15 protein-coding genes are annotated in these 15618 nt (G+C 69.3%); 12 read left to right on the top strand and 3 right to left on the bottom strand.

What is annotated here, in order from left to right; all coding sequences use genetic code 11:
* The first annotated feature begins 3 nt into the window (after nt 1–3).
* The 5 genes from U1T56_RS10740 to U1T56_RS10720 all read left to right on the top strand — a co-directional run bounded on the left by U1T56_RS10740 (nt 4) and on the right by U1T56_RS10720 (nt 4543).
* A complete protein-coding gene (locus U1T56_RS10740) occupies nt 4–861 on the top strand; it encodes an ABC transporter permease (protein WP_418159468.1) in 858 nt (285 codons plus the stop codon).
* A 91-nt stretch (nt 862–952) separates the two neighbouring features.
* Nucleotides 953–2137: an aspartate aminotransferase family protein gene (locus U1T56_RS10735; RefSeq protein WP_418159467.1), complete on the top strand. Its 1185-nt coding sequence runs from the start codon at nt 953–955 to the stop codon at nt 2135–2137.
* Entirely contained in the window at nt 2134–3039 is a 906-nt protein-coding gene (gene argF / locus U1T56_RS10730; protein ID WP_418159466.1) for an ornithine carbamoyltransferase, read from the top strand. Before U1T56_RS10735 ends, argF begins: the two co-directional genes overlap by 4 nt.
* A 14-nt stretch (nt 3040–3053) precedes the next feature.
* Nucleotides 3054–3971, top strand: a complete 918-nt coding sequence (hslO, locus tag U1T56_RS10725) for an Hsp33 family molecular chaperone HslO (RefSeq protein WP_418159465.1) — start codon at nt 3054–3056, stop codon at nt 3969–3971.
* Nucleotides 3972–3973: 2 nt separating this feature from the next.
* Nucleotides 3974–4543, top strand: coding sequence for a hypothetical protein (locus U1T56_RS10720; protein ID WP_418159464.1), 570 nt, complete (start codon nt 3974–3976; stop codon nt 4541–4543).
* A gap of 506 nt (nt 4544–5049) precedes the next feature.
* Here the strand turns inward: U1T56_RS10720 and U1T56_RS10715 are convergent.
* Genes U1T56_RS10715 through U1T56_RS10705 form a run of 3 tightly spaced genes read right to left on the bottom strand, consistent with a single transcriptional unit; the run spans nt 5050 to nt 8114 of the window.
* Nucleotides 5050–6363: a hemolysin family protein gene (locus U1T56_RS10715; RefSeq protein ID WP_418159463.1), complete on the bottom strand. Its 1314-nt coding sequence runs from the start codon at nt 6361–6363 to the stop codon at nt 5050–5052.
* Nucleotides 6364–6414: 51 nt separating this feature from the next.
* A complete protein-coding gene (gene aroB / locus U1T56_RS10710) occupies nt 6415–7530 on the bottom strand; it encodes a 3-dehydroquinate synthase (RefSeq protein ID WP_418159462.1) in 1116 nt (371 codons plus the stop codon).
* The gene (locus tag U1T56_RS10705; RefSeq protein WP_418159461.1) at nt 7530–8114 is read right to left on the bottom strand and encodes a shikimate kinase; all 585 of its coding nucleotides are present in this window, start codon (nt 8112–8114) and stop codon (nt 7530–7532) included. Before U1T56_RS10705 ends, aroB begins: the two co-directional genes overlap by 1 nt.
* A gap of 93 nt (nt 8115–8207) precedes the next feature.
* On the opposite strand from U1T56_RS10705, the gene U1T56_RS10700 reads away from it, so the two are divergent.
* The 7 genes from U1T56_RS10700 to U1T56_RS10670 all read left to right on the top strand — a co-directional run bounded on the left by U1T56_RS10700 (nt 8208) and on the right by U1T56_RS10670 (nt 15533).
* Entirely contained in the window at nt 8208–8381 is a 174-nt protein-coding gene (locus U1T56_RS10700; RefSeq protein WP_418159460.1) for a hypothetical protein, read from the top strand.
* 10 nt (nt 8382–8391) lie between these two features.
* Nucleotides 8392–9732: a hypothetical protein gene (locus U1T56_RS10695; RefSeq protein WP_418159459.1), complete on the top strand. Its 1341-nt coding sequence runs from the start codon at nt 8392–8394 to the stop codon at nt 9730–9732.
* A 5-nt stretch (nt 9733–9737) separates the two neighbouring features.
* Nucleotides 9738–10691, top strand: coding sequence for a site-specific tyrosine recombinase XerD (gene xerD / locus U1T56_RS10690; RefSeq protein WP_418159458.1), 954 nt, complete (start codon nt 9738–9740; stop codon nt 10689–10691).
* Nucleotides 10688–11671 carry an HpcH/HpaI aldolase/citrate lyase family protein gene (locus tag U1T56_RS10685; protein ID WP_418159457.1) on the top strand — a complete coding sequence of 328 codons (984 nt, stop codon included), beginning with the start codon at nt 10688–10690 and terminating at the stop codon, nt 11669–11671. The genes xerD and U1T56_RS10685 overlap by 4 nt, the downstream gene beginning before the upstream one ends.
* Before the next feature lie 187 nt (nt 11672–11858).
* The gene (locus U1T56_RS10680; protein ID WP_418159456.1) at nt 11859–12296 is read left to right on the top strand and encodes a hypothetical protein; all 438 of its coding nucleotides are present in this window, start codon (nt 11859–11861) and stop codon (nt 12294–12296) included.
* 163 nt (nt 12297–12459) lie between these two features.
* Nucleotides 12460–12969, top strand: a complete 510-nt coding sequence (locus U1T56_RS10675) for a putative pterin-binding protein (protein WP_418159455.1) — start codon at nt 12460–12462, stop codon at nt 12967–12969.
* Nucleotides 12966–15533, top strand: coding sequence for an ATP-binding protein (locus tag U1T56_RS10670; protein WP_418159454.1), 2568 nt, complete (start codon nt 12966–12968; stop codon nt 15531–15533). Before U1T56_RS10675 ends, U1T56_RS10670 begins: the two co-directional genes overlap by 4 nt.
* The last annotated feature ends 85 nt before the right edge of the window (nt 15534–15618 follow it).

The following is a 15618-nucleotide window of genomic DNA, read 5'->3' as shown; positions in this document are numbered from 1 at the left end:
TCGATGGCCACACGCACCACCCGTCTCGAGCGCGAGGGACCTCCGGCCCCGCGGCTCGCCCTGCCTGCGGACGGCAGCACCTTCGGCACGCCGTTCGACCTCAACCTCGTGGGCTTGTGGACCCTCTACAAGAAGGAGGTCTGGCGGTTCTGGAAGGTGATGACCCAGACCATCCTGGCCCCGGTCGTCACCACGCTGATCTATCTCGCGATCTTCGCCCTCGCCATGCACCGGGTCGAGACCCGGATCGGCGGCCTGCCGTTCCTCCATTTCCTCGCCCCCGGCCTCGTCATGATGGCGATCGTGCAGAACGCGTTCGCCAACACCTCCTCCTCGCTCACGATCTCCAAGGTTCAGGGCAATATCGTCGACTATCTCATGCCGCCCTTGGGCCCCGGCGAGTTCCTGTTCGGCATGGTGGCGGGCGGGATCACGCGCGGTGTGGTCGTGGGCCTCGCGGTCTGGCTCGCCATGCTGCCGTTCGTGACGTTGTGGCCGCCGCACCCGCTCCTGATCGTCTACTACGTGCTGGCCTCCTCGCTCGTGCTCTCGCTCCTGGGCTTTCTCGGCGGCCTGTGGGCCGACAAGTTCGACCAGCTCGCGGCGGTGACCAACTTCGTCGTCACCCCGCTCTCGTTCCTCTCCGGCACCTTCTACAGCATCGAGGCCCTGCCGGAGTCCATGCGCTGGCTCGCGCACGCCAACCCGTTCTTCTACATGATCGACGGCATGCGCTACGCCTTCACCGGCCATGCCGACGGCTCGATCCCCTTGGGTATGGCGATCCTTCTTCTGGTCAACGTCGGCTTATGGCTTTGGGCCTACCGGCTGATGCAGCGAGGCTATAAGCTCAAGGCCTGAGCCGTCGCCGAACGGCCGAGGGCTCCGGCGTTGACAGGCCGTGTCGCTTGCGGCACACGGCCTGCTTCCTTTTTTCAGGCGGATACGACGGATGGACAACAAGGCGCTGCCTTCCCTGCTGCCGGTCTACAAGCGTTACGACCTCGCCTTCGAGCGCGGCGAGGGTGCCTGGCTCTATACCGTCGACGGCCGACGCATGCTGGATTTCGCGAGCGGCATCGCCGTGACCGGCCTCGGCCACGCCCATCCGCATCTCGTGCAGGCGCTGACCGACCAGGCCCACAAGCTCTGGCACGTCTCGAACCTGTTCCGCATCCCCGAGCTCGAGCGCCTCGCCGACCGGCTGGTCGCGCACAGCTTCGCCGACACGGTCTTCGTCTGCAATTCCGGGGCGGAGGCGATGGAGGCCTGCATCAAGATGGTGCGGCGCTACCATTGGGCGAACGGCCGGCCGGAACGCCACCGCATCGTCACCTTCGAGGGCGCCTTCCACGGCCGGACCATGGCCACGATCTCGGCTGCCGGCTCGAGAAAGCTGGTCGAAGGCTTCGATCCGCTCCTGCCGGGCTTCGATGTCGTGCCGTTCGGTGACCACGAGGCGCTGAAGGCCGCGATCGGTCCCGAGACCGCCGCCATCATGATCGAGCCGATCCAGGGCGAAGGCGGCATCCGCCCCGTGCCGCGGTCCTGTCTCGAAGGACTGCGGCGCTTGTGCGACGAGCACGGACTCCTGCTCGTGTTCGACGAGGTTCAGGCCGGCATGGGCCGCACCGGCACGCTCTTCGCCTACGAGCAGACGGGTGTCGCGCCGGACATCGCCGGCATCGCGAAGGGGCTCGGCGGCGGCTTCCCGGTGGGAGCGTGCCTTGCCACCGCGCGCGCGGCCGCCGGCATGACCACGGGCGCGCACGGCTCGACCTTCGGCGGCAACCCGCTCGCCTGTGCCGTCGCCAACGCCGTCCTCGACGTGCTGCTCGAGGAAGGCTTCCTCGAGCGGGTGGCCGAACGCGGTCGGCAGCTCCAGGAGCGGCTTCTCGCGATCCAGGGGCGCCATCCCGGCATCGTCGCCGAAGTGAGGGGTATCGGCCTCCTCGCCGGGATCCGCATCGCCGATGGCAGCGCCGAGTTCCTGAAGCTCCTGCAGGACAAAGGCCTCGTCACCGCACCCGCGGCCGACAACGTCGTCCGCCTCCTGCCGCCCCTCATCGTCAGCGAGGCCGAGCTCGACGAGGGTTGCGCCATGATCGAGGCCGCCTGCCGGGAGTTCGTGGCATGAGCGCCGCGTTCCGTCACTTCCTCGACCTCGACGTGATCGAGGCCTCCGAGCTGCGCCGGATCATCGAGCGGGCCAAGGCGTTCAAGGCGGGCGATCCCGCGAAGCCCATGGCCGGCCGCACGCTCGCCATGATCTTCGACAAGCCCTCGACCAGAACGCGCGTCTCGTTCGAGGTCGCAGCCCGCCAGCTCGGCGGCCATGCGATCGTTTTGAGCTCGCGCGACATGCAGCTCGGCCGCGGCGAGACCATCGCCGACACGGCGCGCGTGCTCTCGCGCTACGTCGATGCGATCATGATTCGCACCGACTCGCACGCGAAGCTGCTCGAGCTCGCCGAGCACGCCACCGTGCCGGTGGTCAACGGCCTCACCGACAGCTCGCACCCCTGCCAGATCATGGCGGACGTCTTGACCATCGAGGAGCATCGCGGCGCCATTCGCGACAAGACCCTTGCATGGGTCGGCGACGGCAACAATGTATTGACCTCGTTGGTCCACGCCGCGATCCGCTTCGACTTCAGCCTGAACATCGCCACCCCGGCCGAGCTGGCGCCCGAGCCCTTGCTTCTGCGCTGGGCCGCCGAGCGACAGGGCCGCATCACTCTGACCACCGATCCGCTAGCGGCGGTGAAGGGCGCCGATGCGGTCTTCGCCGATGCCTGGGTATCGATGGGCCAGGCCGATGCGGACCGGCGCCGCCGCCTGCTCGAGCCCTATCGGGTCGATGCCGGCCTGATGCGGCACGCCGGGCCGGATGCCCTGTTCCTGCATTGCCTGCCGGCGCATCGCGGCGAGGAGGTGACCGACGAGGTGATGGACGGCCCGCAGTCGGTGGTGTTCGACGAGGCCGAGAATCGCCTGCACGCCCAGAAAGCCATTCTGGAGTGGTGTCTCGCCACCTGAATCCGAGGTTTCGCATGCTCGCTGACACGACCCCGACCGCCGATCTGCTTCGTCCGTTCCAGCTCGAGCGCTCGCACCTGCGCGGCCGGCTCGTCCGCCTCAGCGACACGGTCGATTACGTGCTGAAGGCGCACGACTACCCACCTGCCGTCTCGGATCTTCTGGGGCAGCTCCTGGTGCTCGCCGGCGCACTCGCGGGTGGCCTCAAGTTCGAGGGCTCGTTCAGCCTGCAGATCAGGGGCGACGGGCCCGTGGGGCTCCTGGTCGCCGACTGCACCAACGACGGTCAGATGCGCGGCTATGCCAGCTTCGATGCCGAGCGGGTGGCGGCCGTGGCGCACGAGCGGCCGATGGCGCTCGTCGGCAAGGGCATCCTGGCGCTCACGGTCGACCAGCGCGCGGTCGGTGGCGAGGTCGTACAAGGCATCGTCGAGCTCGGCGGCGAGACGCTCGCCGACTGCATGCTCAACTACTTCGCCCGCTCCGAGCAGGTGCGCACCGGCATCCGGGTGGCGGTCGGCCGCGATCGCCTGGCGGATCGCTGGCATGCCGGCGCCATCGTGATGCAGGCCCTGCCGGTCGCCGACCCGCGTCTGCAGCCCGAGGCCGAGGAGGACTGGCGGCGCGCCATGATCCTGCTCAGCACCGCGACCGACGAGGAGCTGATCGACCCGGCACTGGCCCCCGACGACCTGCTGTTCCGCCTGTTCCACGAGGACGGCGTGCGCGTGTTCGAGCCGCTTGCTCTCGCACCGGGCTGTTCCTGCAACGAGGAGCGGGTCGAGGCCATGCTGCAGAGCTTCCCTCTGGACGATCTCGAGAGCATGCGGCAGGAGGACGGGAGCATCACCGTCACCTGCCAGTTCTGCAGCCGGATCTACCATTTCGATCGGGATCGGCTGGGAGAGCTGCTGTCACTGCGGAGGCATTGAGCATGGCGCGGCAGAAGGCCCGAGGTGCGACGCTCCTGTTCCTCCTGCTGACCGCCTGCTCCTCCGGCGAGGAGCCTCCGCCGCTCAATTACGCCCAGATGAGGCCGATTCGACTCGCGGTGCAGAGCATCGAGGTCGGCAGCAACGTGCGGTACCCGGCCAATCTGAACTTCATCGGCCGGCGGCGCTCCGAGGATCTCGCCAACGAGGCGCAGAACTTCCTGCGCAACCGGCTCCAGGCCGCGGGCGGCACAGAGTTCGGCAAGGCCACGGTCGAGGAGGCGAGCCTGATCGAGCGCGCGCGCGAGACCTCGGGCGGGATGCTCTCGACCGAGCCCACCTGGGAGATGGCGGGTGTCCTGGCGTTGAAAGTGGCCATCGTCGACGGGCTCGGTATCGAGCAGAGCTATGCCACCTCGCGGGTGCAGATCGCCCGCTCGCTCTCGCCGCGTTCCAGCGTCGAAGCCAAGGACAACTTCGCCAAGACCCTGATCCACGACCTGATCGAGGCCTCGAGCCGCGAGCTCGAGCAGAGCATCAACCAGAACCTCGCCGACAAGAAGGCGCTCTGAGCCCTCTGCCTCGTCCGCTCTCCCCCTGCCTTGATGAATTAATCATTCAGGATTGCAAAAACGGGGGTGACAACCGCCTCCGAAGCGCCTATTTGTGCGTTGCAGCAAGACGCGGTTCTGGGCGTCCTGCTGGCGGGTCGAGCGAGCTCTCTCGCTTCCCGCACCCCGGCTGCAACGGCCGGGGCCGCTGGAGGGCTTCGCGGCTCTCCTCTTCCCAGACGTTTTAGCCTCCCTGATCTACTTGGCCGGGCCGTCGTGCCCGGCTTTTTTCTTGGTCATGGCAGCAGACCTGCGAGCGGCTCATGCGAGCCAAGTGCCAAGATCGGGGCCAGGCTGCTTCTCGAACGCGAGAACATAAAAAAGACGGCCCATCCGTCAGGATTGGCCGTCAGTCACTGCGGGGAACAATGGAATTGCTCCGGTTGTAAAACTTCCGGACCCTCACGAGGGTTCCGGGCGCGTGGAGCATTTTTCCGGCACCCGAACGCCGTTCGCCGGCGTTCGCCTCACTCCGCCTCCGCCGGTGTGGTCACCTCGGGCCTGATCCGCAGGAGCGTGAGCTGATGGCGCAGCCGGCGCACGACCTCGAAGCGAAAGCCGTGAAAGACGAAGCTCTCGCCGACCTCCGGGATGCGCCGCGCCTCGTGCATGAGGAGGCCCGCCACCGTGGTCGCCTCCTCGTCCGGCAGGTGCCAGTCGAACTGACGGTTGAGATCGCGGATCGTGACCCGGCCTTCCACGAGCACGCTGCCGTCCGGCTCCTGTTTCACCCCGCTCATCTCGACGTCCTTCTCGTCGACGATGTCGCCGACGATCTCCTCGAGGATGTCCTCGAGCGTGACGAGGCCCATGAGGGCACCATACTCGTCGATGACGAAGGCGAGGTGCGCCCGGCGCTGGCGGAAGGCCAGGAGCTGGTGCACGAGCGAGGTCGTGTCCGGGATGAACCAGGGCGGGGTCGCGAGCTTGCGCAAGTCGGCCGCGGTCACCTTGGCGCCCTGGCGCTGCACGGCCGCCAGCACGTCCTTGGCGTGGAGCACGCCGATGATCGTGTCGGGATCGCCGCGCCACAAGGGATAGCGGGTGTAGGGCCCCTCCAGCACCTGGCGCACGATCTCCTCGACCGGCGCATCGGCGTTGATCGAGACGATGTTGCGCCGGTGGGTCATGACCTCGCTCACCTCGACCTTCTCGAGATCGAGGATGGCGCCCAGCATGTCGTGCTCCTGCTTCGGCATGGCGCCGAGCTGGCGCGAGGCGCCGATGAGCTGGCGCAGCTCCGCCCCCGAGTAGGCGTCGAGATGGGTGGCCTCGGCGACGCCCAAGAGACGCAGCACGCTGCGTGCCGCCGCGTTCAGCGCCCAGTTGAGCGGCCAGCACAAAAGGAAGAAGGCATGGAGCGGTAGTGCTATGCCGAGCGAGATCGGCTCGGGCTGGCGGATCGCGAAGGTCTTGGGCACCTGCTCGCCCAGGACGATGTGGAGCGAGGAGAAGATCAGGAAGCCCACGATGAACGACACGGTATGCAGGACCGTGTCGTCGAGCCCGACCAGCCGGAAGAGAGGCTCGAGAAGTGCCGAGACTGCGGGCTCGCCGACCCAGCCCAGGCCCAAGGACGCCATGGTGATGCCGAGCTGGCAGGCGGCGAGATAGGCCTCGAGGTGCTTGAGGATGTGGATGGCGAGCCTCGCCCCGGACCGGCCCGTCTCGGCCAGCGTCTCGAGCCGGATCGCCCGCACCTTCACGAGCGCGAACTCGGCCGCCACGAAGAACGCATTGGCAGCGAGCAGGAGGACGACCGCAGCGAGCGAGAGGATCATGGTGGCATATGGCGACAGGGGGCGACCACGCCAGCTGGAGGTCGAGCCGTCTCAGCCATGCTCGGCGAGCACGGCGCGGACCGCCGTCTCCGGCACGTCGGCGCTCGTGAACGCATCGCCGATCCCGCGGACGAGGACGAACCTGAGCCGGGCGTTCTCGACCTTCTTGTCCCGGCCCATCGCCGCGAGCAGCTCGTCGACGGGAAAGGGGCGGTTGCTCACTTGGGTGATCCTGGTCGGCAGGCCCAACCGGGCGAGATGCGCTTCCGCTCGCTCCGCGTCGTCCTGCGGGCAGTGGCCGAGCCGGGCGGAGAGCGCGAACGCGTCCACCATGCCGATACTCACGGCCTGGCCGTGGAGCAGCCCGCCATCGTAGCCGGCGAGCGCCTCGTAGGCGTGACCGAAGGTGTGGCCGAAATTGAGCAGCGCCCGCTCGCCCGAGGTCTCGCGCTCGTCGGCCGCGACCACGGCGGCCTTCACCTCGAGCGAGCGGCGGATGGCATGGGCGCGCGCGGACGCATCGCCTGCCAGCACGGCTTTCCCATGTTCCTCGAGCCAAGCGAAGAAGCTTCTGTCCTTGATGAAGCCGTACTTCACGACCTCGGCATAGCCGGCCTCGAGCTCCCGAACCGGCAGGTCGTCCAGGACCGAGGTGTCGATCAGGACGGCCTTGGGCTGGTGGAAGGCGCCGATCAGGTTCTTGCCGTGGCGGCTGTTGATGCCGGTCTTGCCGCCGACTGCGCTGTCGACCTGCGAGAGCAGCGTGGTCGGGATCTGGACATAGTCGATCCCGCGTAGGGCGATCGCCGCGGCGAAGCCGACGAGATCGCCGATGACGCCGCCGCCCAGCGCCACGAGCGAGGATCGCCGCTCGAGGCCGTGAGCCAGGAGGTCGTCGACGAGACCCTCCAGCACGGGCCAGCTCTTCGAGCCCTCGCCCGCCGGCAGCACGATCCGCCGGCTGGAGATGCCGGCCCGCTCGAGTCCGGCCGCGAGCCGGTCCGGGTGACGGGTACGGGCGAGGTTCCCGTCGGTGACGATCACGGCGTGCCGGAGCGGCAGCACGGACGCCAGCAGCTCGCCGGCCCGGTCGAGGAGACCCTCGCCGATGACGATGTCGTAGCTCCGCTCGCCCAGTGCGACGCGGAGCACGTTCGCGGCGGACATCAAGCCTCCTTCGTTGCTGGCGGAAGGAGCGCACGGACACGCTCCACCACGGCATCGTGCGCCTCGTCCGTGGTGTCGACCGTGTAGTCGGCCTCCGCGTAGATCGGATAGCGCTCGTCCATGAGCCGCGCCAGTATGTCACGCGGGTCGCCCCGATCCAAAAGCGGACGTGTGCCTTTCTTGCGGGCGGTACGGGCTACCAGTGTGTCGAGATCGGCCCGAAGCCAGACCGAGATCGCCTTCTCCTTCACGCGTGCCCTCGTCTCCGGGTCGATGAAGGCGCCTCCGCCCAGAGCCAGCACCATGGGCGGCTGCTCGAGCAGCCGGGCCACCACCTTGCGTTCGAGCGCACGAAAGCTGGGCTCGCCATAGAGCGCGAAGATGTCGGGGATGGTCATGCCGGCCGCGGCGACGATCTCGTCGTCGGCATCGACGAAGGTGGCGTCCATAGCGGTGGCGAGCCGGCGCCCGATCGAGGTCTTGCCGGCCCCCATCAGCCCGACGAGGACGAGCGTGCGAGGCAAGGGACCGCCACCAGGCTGCGGCGGGTCGGCGGCGAGGGCAGGGGTGGCGATGGCGGGCATCCGGCTCGGCGTTGAAACTGGAGGAGAGCCCCGATATAAAGCCGCGCGCCCGGAGCTAGGCAACCATCAGCTTGCCGCTCGCGTGCCGCTGCGGTGGTCTTCTCGCTCCGTCACCCGTTCCCGGAGGACCCGACCCTGGGCCGCCTGTTGCTGATCGTGCTGCTCGTCGTGCTCTTGGGAGGCGTCGCATTCCTCGTCACCTGGGACGTTCCGCCGCCGACCAAGCAGGTCGAGACGGTGATCCCCGACGAGCGTCTGCCGCGTTAGGACGGCCCCCGTGCCACATCGCCAGAACCATCTCCTCGCTGGTGTGGCGGCCGGCCTGATCGCCGCCGGCCTCCTGCTGCTCGCCGGCCCCGGCTCGGCGCAGCAGGGGCCGCGCCGCCTGTTCCCCGACATCGCGCCGCCACCACAGGAGCGACCCGTTCTTCCGCCGGCATCGCCGGCGCCGCTCGGCCCGGTGCCGGCGTCCCCGGCCCAGCCCGACCGCATTCGGGTCGAATCCCTGTCACCCCCCACCCTCGCGGCTTTGGGCGTCGCCTCGGCCGAGGACGTGCTGGGCGGCGCCATCTGGTCGCAGGGCGCGCCGCCCGACCTGCCGCTCCTCCTGCAGCGGCTGCCCACCAACATTGCCGAGCCCACCTTGCGCGGCCTGCAGAAGGCCGTCCTGCTCGCACCGGGGCTCGACCGCGGCGGCTCGCGCGAGATCTTCTTCCTGCGCGTCGACCGACTGCTCGCCATGGGAGAGCCCGAGGCGGCGCTCGAGCTCCTGGGGCTCGTGCCCGAGAGCGACCGGGATCCCGAGCTCGAGGGGAAACGTGTTCTCGCCCGCTTCGCCGCCGATCAGACGGACGCCGCCTGTGCTGCGGCGAGCGCGCAGCAGGCCGCGACCTCGCCCTGGCCGGAAGCGCGCCTGGTATGCGCCGCGCTCGCCCGGGACGCCGGTGCCGTCGAGACCGGTCTCGATCTTCTCGAGGCGCGCGGCCAGAAGCTCGACCCGCTGCTGACCGAGCTGCTGCGCGCCGCTCCCGGCGACCATCGCGTGACCCTGCCGGCCCGTGTTCCGGACGATCCGCTCTTCCTGCCGCTCCTGCGGCGCGTCCCGCTCGACGTCGATGCCGCTGCGGTCGCCAGACTGCCGGCGCCCGTGAGGCAGACGCTCGCCGTCAACAAGGACGTGCCGGCGGTGGCACGGGCGGCGGCGGGAGCACCCGTCCGGGTGGGTCCCTCGGTCCGACCCGAGCTCAACGGTCGGGCACCTGCGGACTGGCGCTCCGCCTTCGCCTCGGTCCCGGCCGAGCGGCGCGGCTTGTGGACGGCGCTCGTGGACGGCCTCGGCCTCGAGCTGCCGGATGCGATCTGGGCCGAGCTCGTGCGCGATCCGCAAAAGCCCGAAGCCGCGGCGCCCGATCTCGCCCTCTGGCGCGGGTTCGAGGTGGCGCGGCTCCAGGACCAGCGCGGCGCCATGCTGCTCTACGTTCTCCTTCTTCTGGACGGCCGGCCCGAAGCGGCGGCGCCGGTGAGCGTGCGCCGGGCGCTCGATGCGCTCGTCGGCATGGGGCTCTCCTCGACCGCGAAGGCGCTCGCCGCCGGTGCCGGGGGAGCGGCAGGCCTCTGAACGGGATGCTCGACGCCTTTCTCGAGATGATGGCCGCCGAACGCGGGGCGGCCCGCCACACGCTCGACGCCTACCGCCGCGACCTCGCCGACTTCGCCGGCTTCCTCACCCGGCGCGGCGGGGCGCTGCCCGAGGCCACGGGCGACGACATCCGCGCCTATCTCGCCGATCTCGCCGCGCGCGGCATGCGCTCCTCGACCACCGCACGGCGGCTCGCTGCGATCCGGCAATATTACCGCTTCCTCTATCTCGAAGGGCGGCGGCGGGACGATCCCACCACCCACATCGACACGCCCAAGCAGAGCCGCCGTCTGCCCAAGCTGCTCGAGGAGGAGGAGATCGAGGCGCTGATCGCGGCGGCACGGGCGAAGGAGGGGCCGGAGGCGCTTCGTCTCGTGGCGCTCCTCGAGCTGCTCTACGCCACGGGCCTGCGCGTGAGCGAGCTCGTCGGCCTGCCGCTCTCGGCGCTCGCCCCGGACCGCACCGTGCTCACCGTTCGGGGCAAGGGCAACAAGGAGCGCATGGTGCCCGTGGGCTCGGCGGCGCGCGAGGCGCTCGCCGCCTGGCTCGGCGTCCGTCCGTACTATGTCACGGAACCCGGCCGCCAGCGCTGGCTTTTCCCTTCGCGCGGCCGGAGCGGCCATCTGACCCGGCAACGGGTGGCTCAGCTCCTGAAGACGCTCGCACCGGAAGCCGGGATCGATCCTGCGCGGCTCTCGCCGCACGTGCTGCGCCATGCCTTCGCGAGCCACCTCGTCGCGCACGGGGCCGATCTCCGCGCCGTGCAGGCGATGCTGGGACATGCGGACATCGCGACGACGCAGATCTATACCCACGTCCAGACCGAGCGGCTCGCCGCCGTGGTCGCGCGTCATCACCCGCTGGCGAGGCCGGCGTCCGCGCAAGCGCCGGCGCCGGTCGAGCCGACCGTCAAAGCCAGGAAGGGAGATACCCCATGAGCTTCACCATCGTCGAGCAGGCGCCGGCCCGCCTCAACCGCTCCGAGCTCGCCGTGCCCGGCTCGAGCCCGCAGTTGTTCGAGAAGGCGGCCAAGTCTGCGGTCGACGTGGTCTTCCTCGACCTCGAGGACGCCGTGTCCCCCGACAAGAAGGACGAGGCCCGAAAGAACGTCATCCAGGCGATCAACGACATCGACTGGGGCAGCAAGACCCTGTCGGTTCGCATCAACGGGCTCGACACCCAGTACATGTACCGCGACGTCGTGGACGTGCTCGAGCAGGCCGGCGACCGGCTCGACCTCATCATGATCCCGAAGGTGGGCACCGCTGCCGACGTCTATGCCGTCGACATGCTGGTCACCCAGATCGAGCAGGCCAAAGGCAGGAAGAAGCGGATCGGCTTCGAGCTGATCATCGAGACGGCGCTCGGCATGGCCAACATCCACGAGATCGCGAAGGCCAGCAAGCGCAACGAGTCGCTCCATTTCGGCGTCGCCGACTATTCCGCCTCGACCCGTGCCCGCACGACCGTGATCGGTGGCCCGAACCCGGACTACGTCGTGCTCACCGACAAGGCCGAGGACGGCACGCGCCAGGTCCACTGGGGCGACATGTGGCACTACGCCATCGCCCGCATGGTGGTGGCGGCACGCGCCAACGGGCTGCGGCCGGTCGATGGCCCCTTCGGCGACTTCGGCGATGCCGATGGCTACCGCGCGCAGGCGCGGCGTGCGGCCGTGCTGGGGTGCGAGGGCAAATGGGCGATCCATCCCTCGCAGATCGCTCTCGCCAACGAGGTGTTCACCCCGCCCGCGAAGGAGATCGAGCGCGCCCGCCGTATCCTGCAGGCGATGGAGCAGGCCAAGCGTGAGGGCAAGGGTGCGGTGAGCCTCGACGGGCGGCTGATCGACATCGCCTCGATCCGCCAGGCCGAAGCGCTCGTCGCCACGGCCGACCGCATCGCCCAGGCGGGCGGCTGATCGCGGGCATCGGGCCGGTCGGAGAGCGGCTGCACCTCCGATCGGCCACACCGCGAGCACCTGCAGCGCGTCCGCTCGATGATTGCCTTCGCCCGCGAGCGGCGGCTTGCTATATCCTGCGCCGAAGAGTCCATCATACGCGGATCTGTCGACGTTGTCGGAGGTCCGCGCTCGCGCGTAAGGAGCCATGCGCATCAGAGCAGGCCGGTTGATCGCGGAGGAGTTCGATCCGCGGGCATTCCGCTATGCCATGAGCGTCGCGGAGCGCTGGCGGGAGTCCGGGCTCACCGTCGAACTCGTCGAGTACATGCCGCTCGGCGGCGAGCCGCAGGGCTACGTGATCAGCGCCGCGAGCGGCACCACCATGATGGTGCTGCGCTCGCAGCGCTGGTGCCAGCGGCGCTGGTTCCGCCGCAAGCGGCTGGTCTGGACCATGTCGATCGCCGTCCGCCATCGCGATCCGGCTGCCGTCAACGGCTCGGATTCGGCGTGGCTGCCGGCCCGCGAGGTCGGGGTGGTGGCAGCGCTCGATCAGGAGCGGCTGTGGGAGCAGGTCGAGGACTGGATCGCCGGCCGCCTGCGTCCCTACTCCTCCGTGGAGGAGGCCCTCAGATCGCTACCCTGACCGGCGTTCAGGAGAAAACACGTCGCAGTTGATCCGAGTTGCCGGAATACGGTCTATAGTTTATTGGCTTTCCCGAGTGAAAAGGGGGCGCCAACCGTTTCGTCCAGCGGACAGAGCCAGTGCCCGGCGCCCGCCGAGAATACGAGACACGCGGGGAACGCCCATGATCACACGCCTCGCCGGGTTGCTGGTCCTGGCATCGTGCCTGCTCGCCGGCCAGACGGCTCGGGCCGGAACACTGCCCGAACCGTCCGGACCCGTGCTGCTGACGGTCACAGGAGCCATCACCAACCGCAACGGTCCCGATGGCGCCCGGTTCGATCGGGCGATGCTGGAGGCTCTGGGCCTCTCCGAGCTCAAGACCTCCACGTCCTGGACCGACGGCGTGCCGACCTTCCGGGGCGTGCTGGCCGCACGTCTCCTCGATGCGGTCGGCGCCACCGGCAAGGTCCTGCACGCGGTCGCCGCCAACGACTACGCCGTCGATCTCGACGCCGACGAGATGCGCCGCTACCCGATCCTGCTCGCCATGGAGCAGGACGGCAAGCAGCTCCGTCTGCGTGACCGCGGGCCGATCTGGGTGGTCCTGCCGCGCGACGCCTATCCCGAGCTGCAGTCGGTGTCGCAGGACCAGAAGTGGATCTGGCAGGTGAGGTCGATCGAGGTGCGATGATCGGCCGTCTGCGCCGCTCGGCGACCGCCTGGGCGGTTGGCCTCTTCGCTCTCGTCTTGGCGATGGCCGGACTCCTGGTCGCCTCGATTCTGCGCTACGAGGATCTCCAGAAGCGGATGGACGTCCGGCTCCCGGAGGCTTCGGTCTGGCATTCCGCCCAGGTCGAGGTCGAGATCGCCCGCTTCCTCGACGCGCTACTGCGCTTCGGCAGCGACGAGAAGACGGGCAATGCCGACGAGCTCCGGGAACGCTTCGAGGTGCTTTGGAGCCGCATCGACCTCTACCGGGCCGGCAACCTCGCCGTGGCCATCGCAAATCGGCCGGACTACCGGCAGCTCGTGGACGAGTTACAGGCCCTTTTGGAAGCCACCGACTCCATCCTCGACAGGCTGCGTCCCGGCGATCTGATCGAGGCGCATGCGCTGCACGATCGGTTCAAGCCGTTTCTCGGCCGGTTCCGCGAGATGACTCTTCAGGATCTGCGCCGCGACATGGAGCGGGGCGAGGAATTGCGCGGTCTGCACCAGCAGGTCACGCGGCACGTCCTCCTCTTTGTAGGTCTGTTCCTTACGGCGGCGGTGCTGGTGGTGGTGGGTTCGGTGCGCTCGACCCGGCAGATGCACCGTCTGTTCGACGTCGCCGAGGCGGCGCGCACCGACGCCGAGCTCTCGCGCTTCCAGCTCCGCCAGGCGGTCGAGAGCATCAACGAAGGTTTTGCGCTCTACGACGCCGAAGACCGCCTGATCCTGTGCAACGACCGCTACCGGGCGCTCTACCCGGCACGTGCGGCGCTGATCCGCCCTGGCGGCCTGCTCGCCGAGATCGATCCGCTCGCCGCGCAGAGACGCGGCGAGTCCGCTCCGACCGAGAACCGGCTCGAGGACGGTCGCTGGGTGCTGGTATCCGATCGCGCCACCGACGACGGCAGCTTCGTCTGTATCCGGGCCGACATCACCGAGCTGAAGCAGCGTGAGTGCGAACTCACCCGGACCAAGGTGCTGCTCGAGCAGCAGGCGGCGGAGATGCGGACCCTGGCCAAGGCGGCGCAGGCGGCGAGCGAGGCCAAGTCCCGCTTCCTCGCCATGATGAGCCACGAGATCCGAACACCCATGAACGGGGTCCTGGGCGTGCTCGAGCTGCTCGCGGACGGTCCGCTCGAGCCCGGGCAGCGGCGTCTCGTCGAGACCGCTCGCAGCAGCGCGGATGCGCTCCTCGCCATCCTCAACGACATTCTCGACTTCTCCAAGATCGAGGCGGGCCAGCTCCAGCTCGAGCCCGTCGTCTTCTCTCCGGCCGAGCTCGTGGCCGGGGTTGCCGACCTGTGGGCCGTGCCGACCCGCGCCAAGGGCCTCGAGTTCCGTGTCGAGCAGGCGCCTGACGTCCCGGCCTTCGTCAGGGGCGATGCCGGCCGGATCCGCCAGATGCTGCTGAACTATGTCAGCAACGCGGTGAAGTTCACCGAAGCCGGACGGGTGACCCTGGCCGTCGTCTGCAGGCCCGGGACCGGGGCGGGTCGCATGCTGCGCTTCTCGGTGAGCGACACCGGCATGGGCATTCCGGCGGCGCGCACGGCCGATCTGTTCCAGGATTTCCGTCAGCTCGACGCCTCGACCGCGCGTCGCTACGGCGGTACCGGCCTCGGGCTCGCCATCACCAAGCGTCTGGCCGAGATGATGGGCGGCGAGGTCGGCTTCGCGAGCCGGCCGGGCGAGGGCAGCACGTTCTGGTTCGACCTGCCGCTACCCGAGGCCGCCGCGCCGGACGTGGTGGCGGAGCCGGTCGAGCCGGGTCCGCTCGTGACGGTCGACGGGCGGGCCCCTTCCGTCCTGCTGGTCGAGGACAACGCCACGAACCAGCTCGTCGCCCGCGCGTTCCTGGACAGGCTGGGCTGCCGCACGCAGCTCGCCGGCAACGGAGCAGAGGCGATCGACGCCGCTGCCCGGCAGCGCTTCGACGTGATCCTGATGGACATCTCGATGCCGGTCATGGACGGCATCGAGGCGACCAGGCGGCTACGGGCCGAGGGAACGACCGTCCCGATCATTGCCCTCACCGCCAGCGCCGGAGCCGGAGACGCCGAGCGGTTCCGTGCCGCCGGGATGAACGGCTGCCTGCTCAAGCCGATCGTGTTCGGTGGGCTCCGGGCCGCTCTGGCCGAAGCCCTGACCGGTGCGTCGATCGGCATGGCGGCGGCATCGGCCGAGCCCGAGAGCGCGCGCCCCGTGCTCGATCGGGAGCATGTCGACCGCCTGCGGGCGGAGGTCGGTGACGAGATCGTGGACACGCTGATCGCGGCCGCATGCCAGGATCTGACACAGGTGACGGAAACCTGCCGCCAGGCCCTGGAGAAGGCCGACCGCCCCGCCTTGCGCACGGCGGCTCATGCGCTCAAGGGCCTGGCCGCCGCCATCGGCGCCAGCGCCTTGAGCGCCCGCGCGGCCGCGATCGAGTGCGTGGCCAAGGATCCCGAGGCGGATCTGCCGCAGGCTCCCGATCTGCCGGAGCTGCTCGCCGCCACCTTGCAGGCGCTCTCGTCCGCGACGATGACCCGCTCCCTCGGGTAGGGAGCCCGAGCTGCGGCCTCGTACGGAATTGACAAGTCCCGAGACGGGGGCCACATCCCGCCGGAATTCGCGGATTCAGCAGTGA

The sequence above is a fragment of the Benzoatithermus flavus genome (genome assembly GCF_037908215.1).
GTDB lineage: Bacteria > Pseudomonadota > Alphaproteobacteria > Geminicoccales > Geminicoccaceae > Benzoatithermus > Benzoatithermus flavus.
This window is presented reverse-complemented; position numbering and strand designations above follow the sequence as displayed.

Coding starts and splice junctions, on each gene's coding strand:
- U1T56_RS10715 (WP_418159463.1), bottom strand. CDS start 6,363: ATGATCCTCTCGCTCGCTGCGGTCGTCCTCCTGCTCGCTGCCAATGCG.
- U1T56_RS10735 (WP_418159467.1), top strand. CDS start 953: ATGGACAACAAGGCGCTGCCTTCCCTGCTGCCGGTCTACAAGCGTTAC.
- U1T56_RS10705 (WP_418159461.1), bottom strand. CDS start 8,114: ATGCCCGCCATCGCCACCCCTGCCCTCGCCGCCGACCCGCCGCAGCCT.
- U1T56_RS10720 (WP_418159464.1), top strand. CDS start 3,974: ATGGCGCGGCAGAAGGCCCGAGGTGCGACGCTCCTGTTCCTCCTGCTG.
- U1T56_RS10675 (WP_418159455.1), top strand. CDS start 12,460: ATGATCACACGCCTCGCCGGGTTGCTGGTCCTGGCATCGTGCCTGCTC.
- U1T56_RS10670 (WP_418159454.1), top strand. CDS start 12,966: ATGATCGGCCGTCTGCGCCGCTCGGCGACCGCCTGGGCGGTTGGCCTC.
- U1T56_RS10740 (WP_418159468.1), top strand. CDS start 4: ATGGCCACACGCACCACCCGTCTCGAGCGCGAGGGACCTCCGGCCCCG.
- xerD (WP_418159458.1), top strand. CDS start 9,738: ATGCTCGACGCCTTTCTCGAGATGATGGCCGCCGAACGCGGGGCGGCC.
- U1T56_RS10680 (WP_418159456.1), top strand. CDS start 11,859: ATGCGCATCAGAGCAGGCCGGTTGATCGCGGAGGAGTTCGATCCGCGG.
- hslO (WP_418159465.1), top strand. CDS start 3,054: ATGCTCGCTGACACGACCCCGACCGCCGATCTGCTTCGTCCGTTCCAG.
- U1T56_RS10685 (WP_418159457.1), top strand. CDS start 10,688: ATGAGCTTCACCATCGTCGAGCAGGCGCCGGCCCGCCTCAACCGCTCC.
- aroB (WP_418159462.1), bottom strand. CDS start 7,530: ATGTCCGCCGCGAACGTGCTCCGCGTCGCACTGGGCGAGCGGAGCTAC.
- argF (WP_418159466.1), top strand. CDS start 2,134: ATGAGCGCCGCGTTCCGTCACTTCCTCGACCTCGACGTGATCGAGGCC.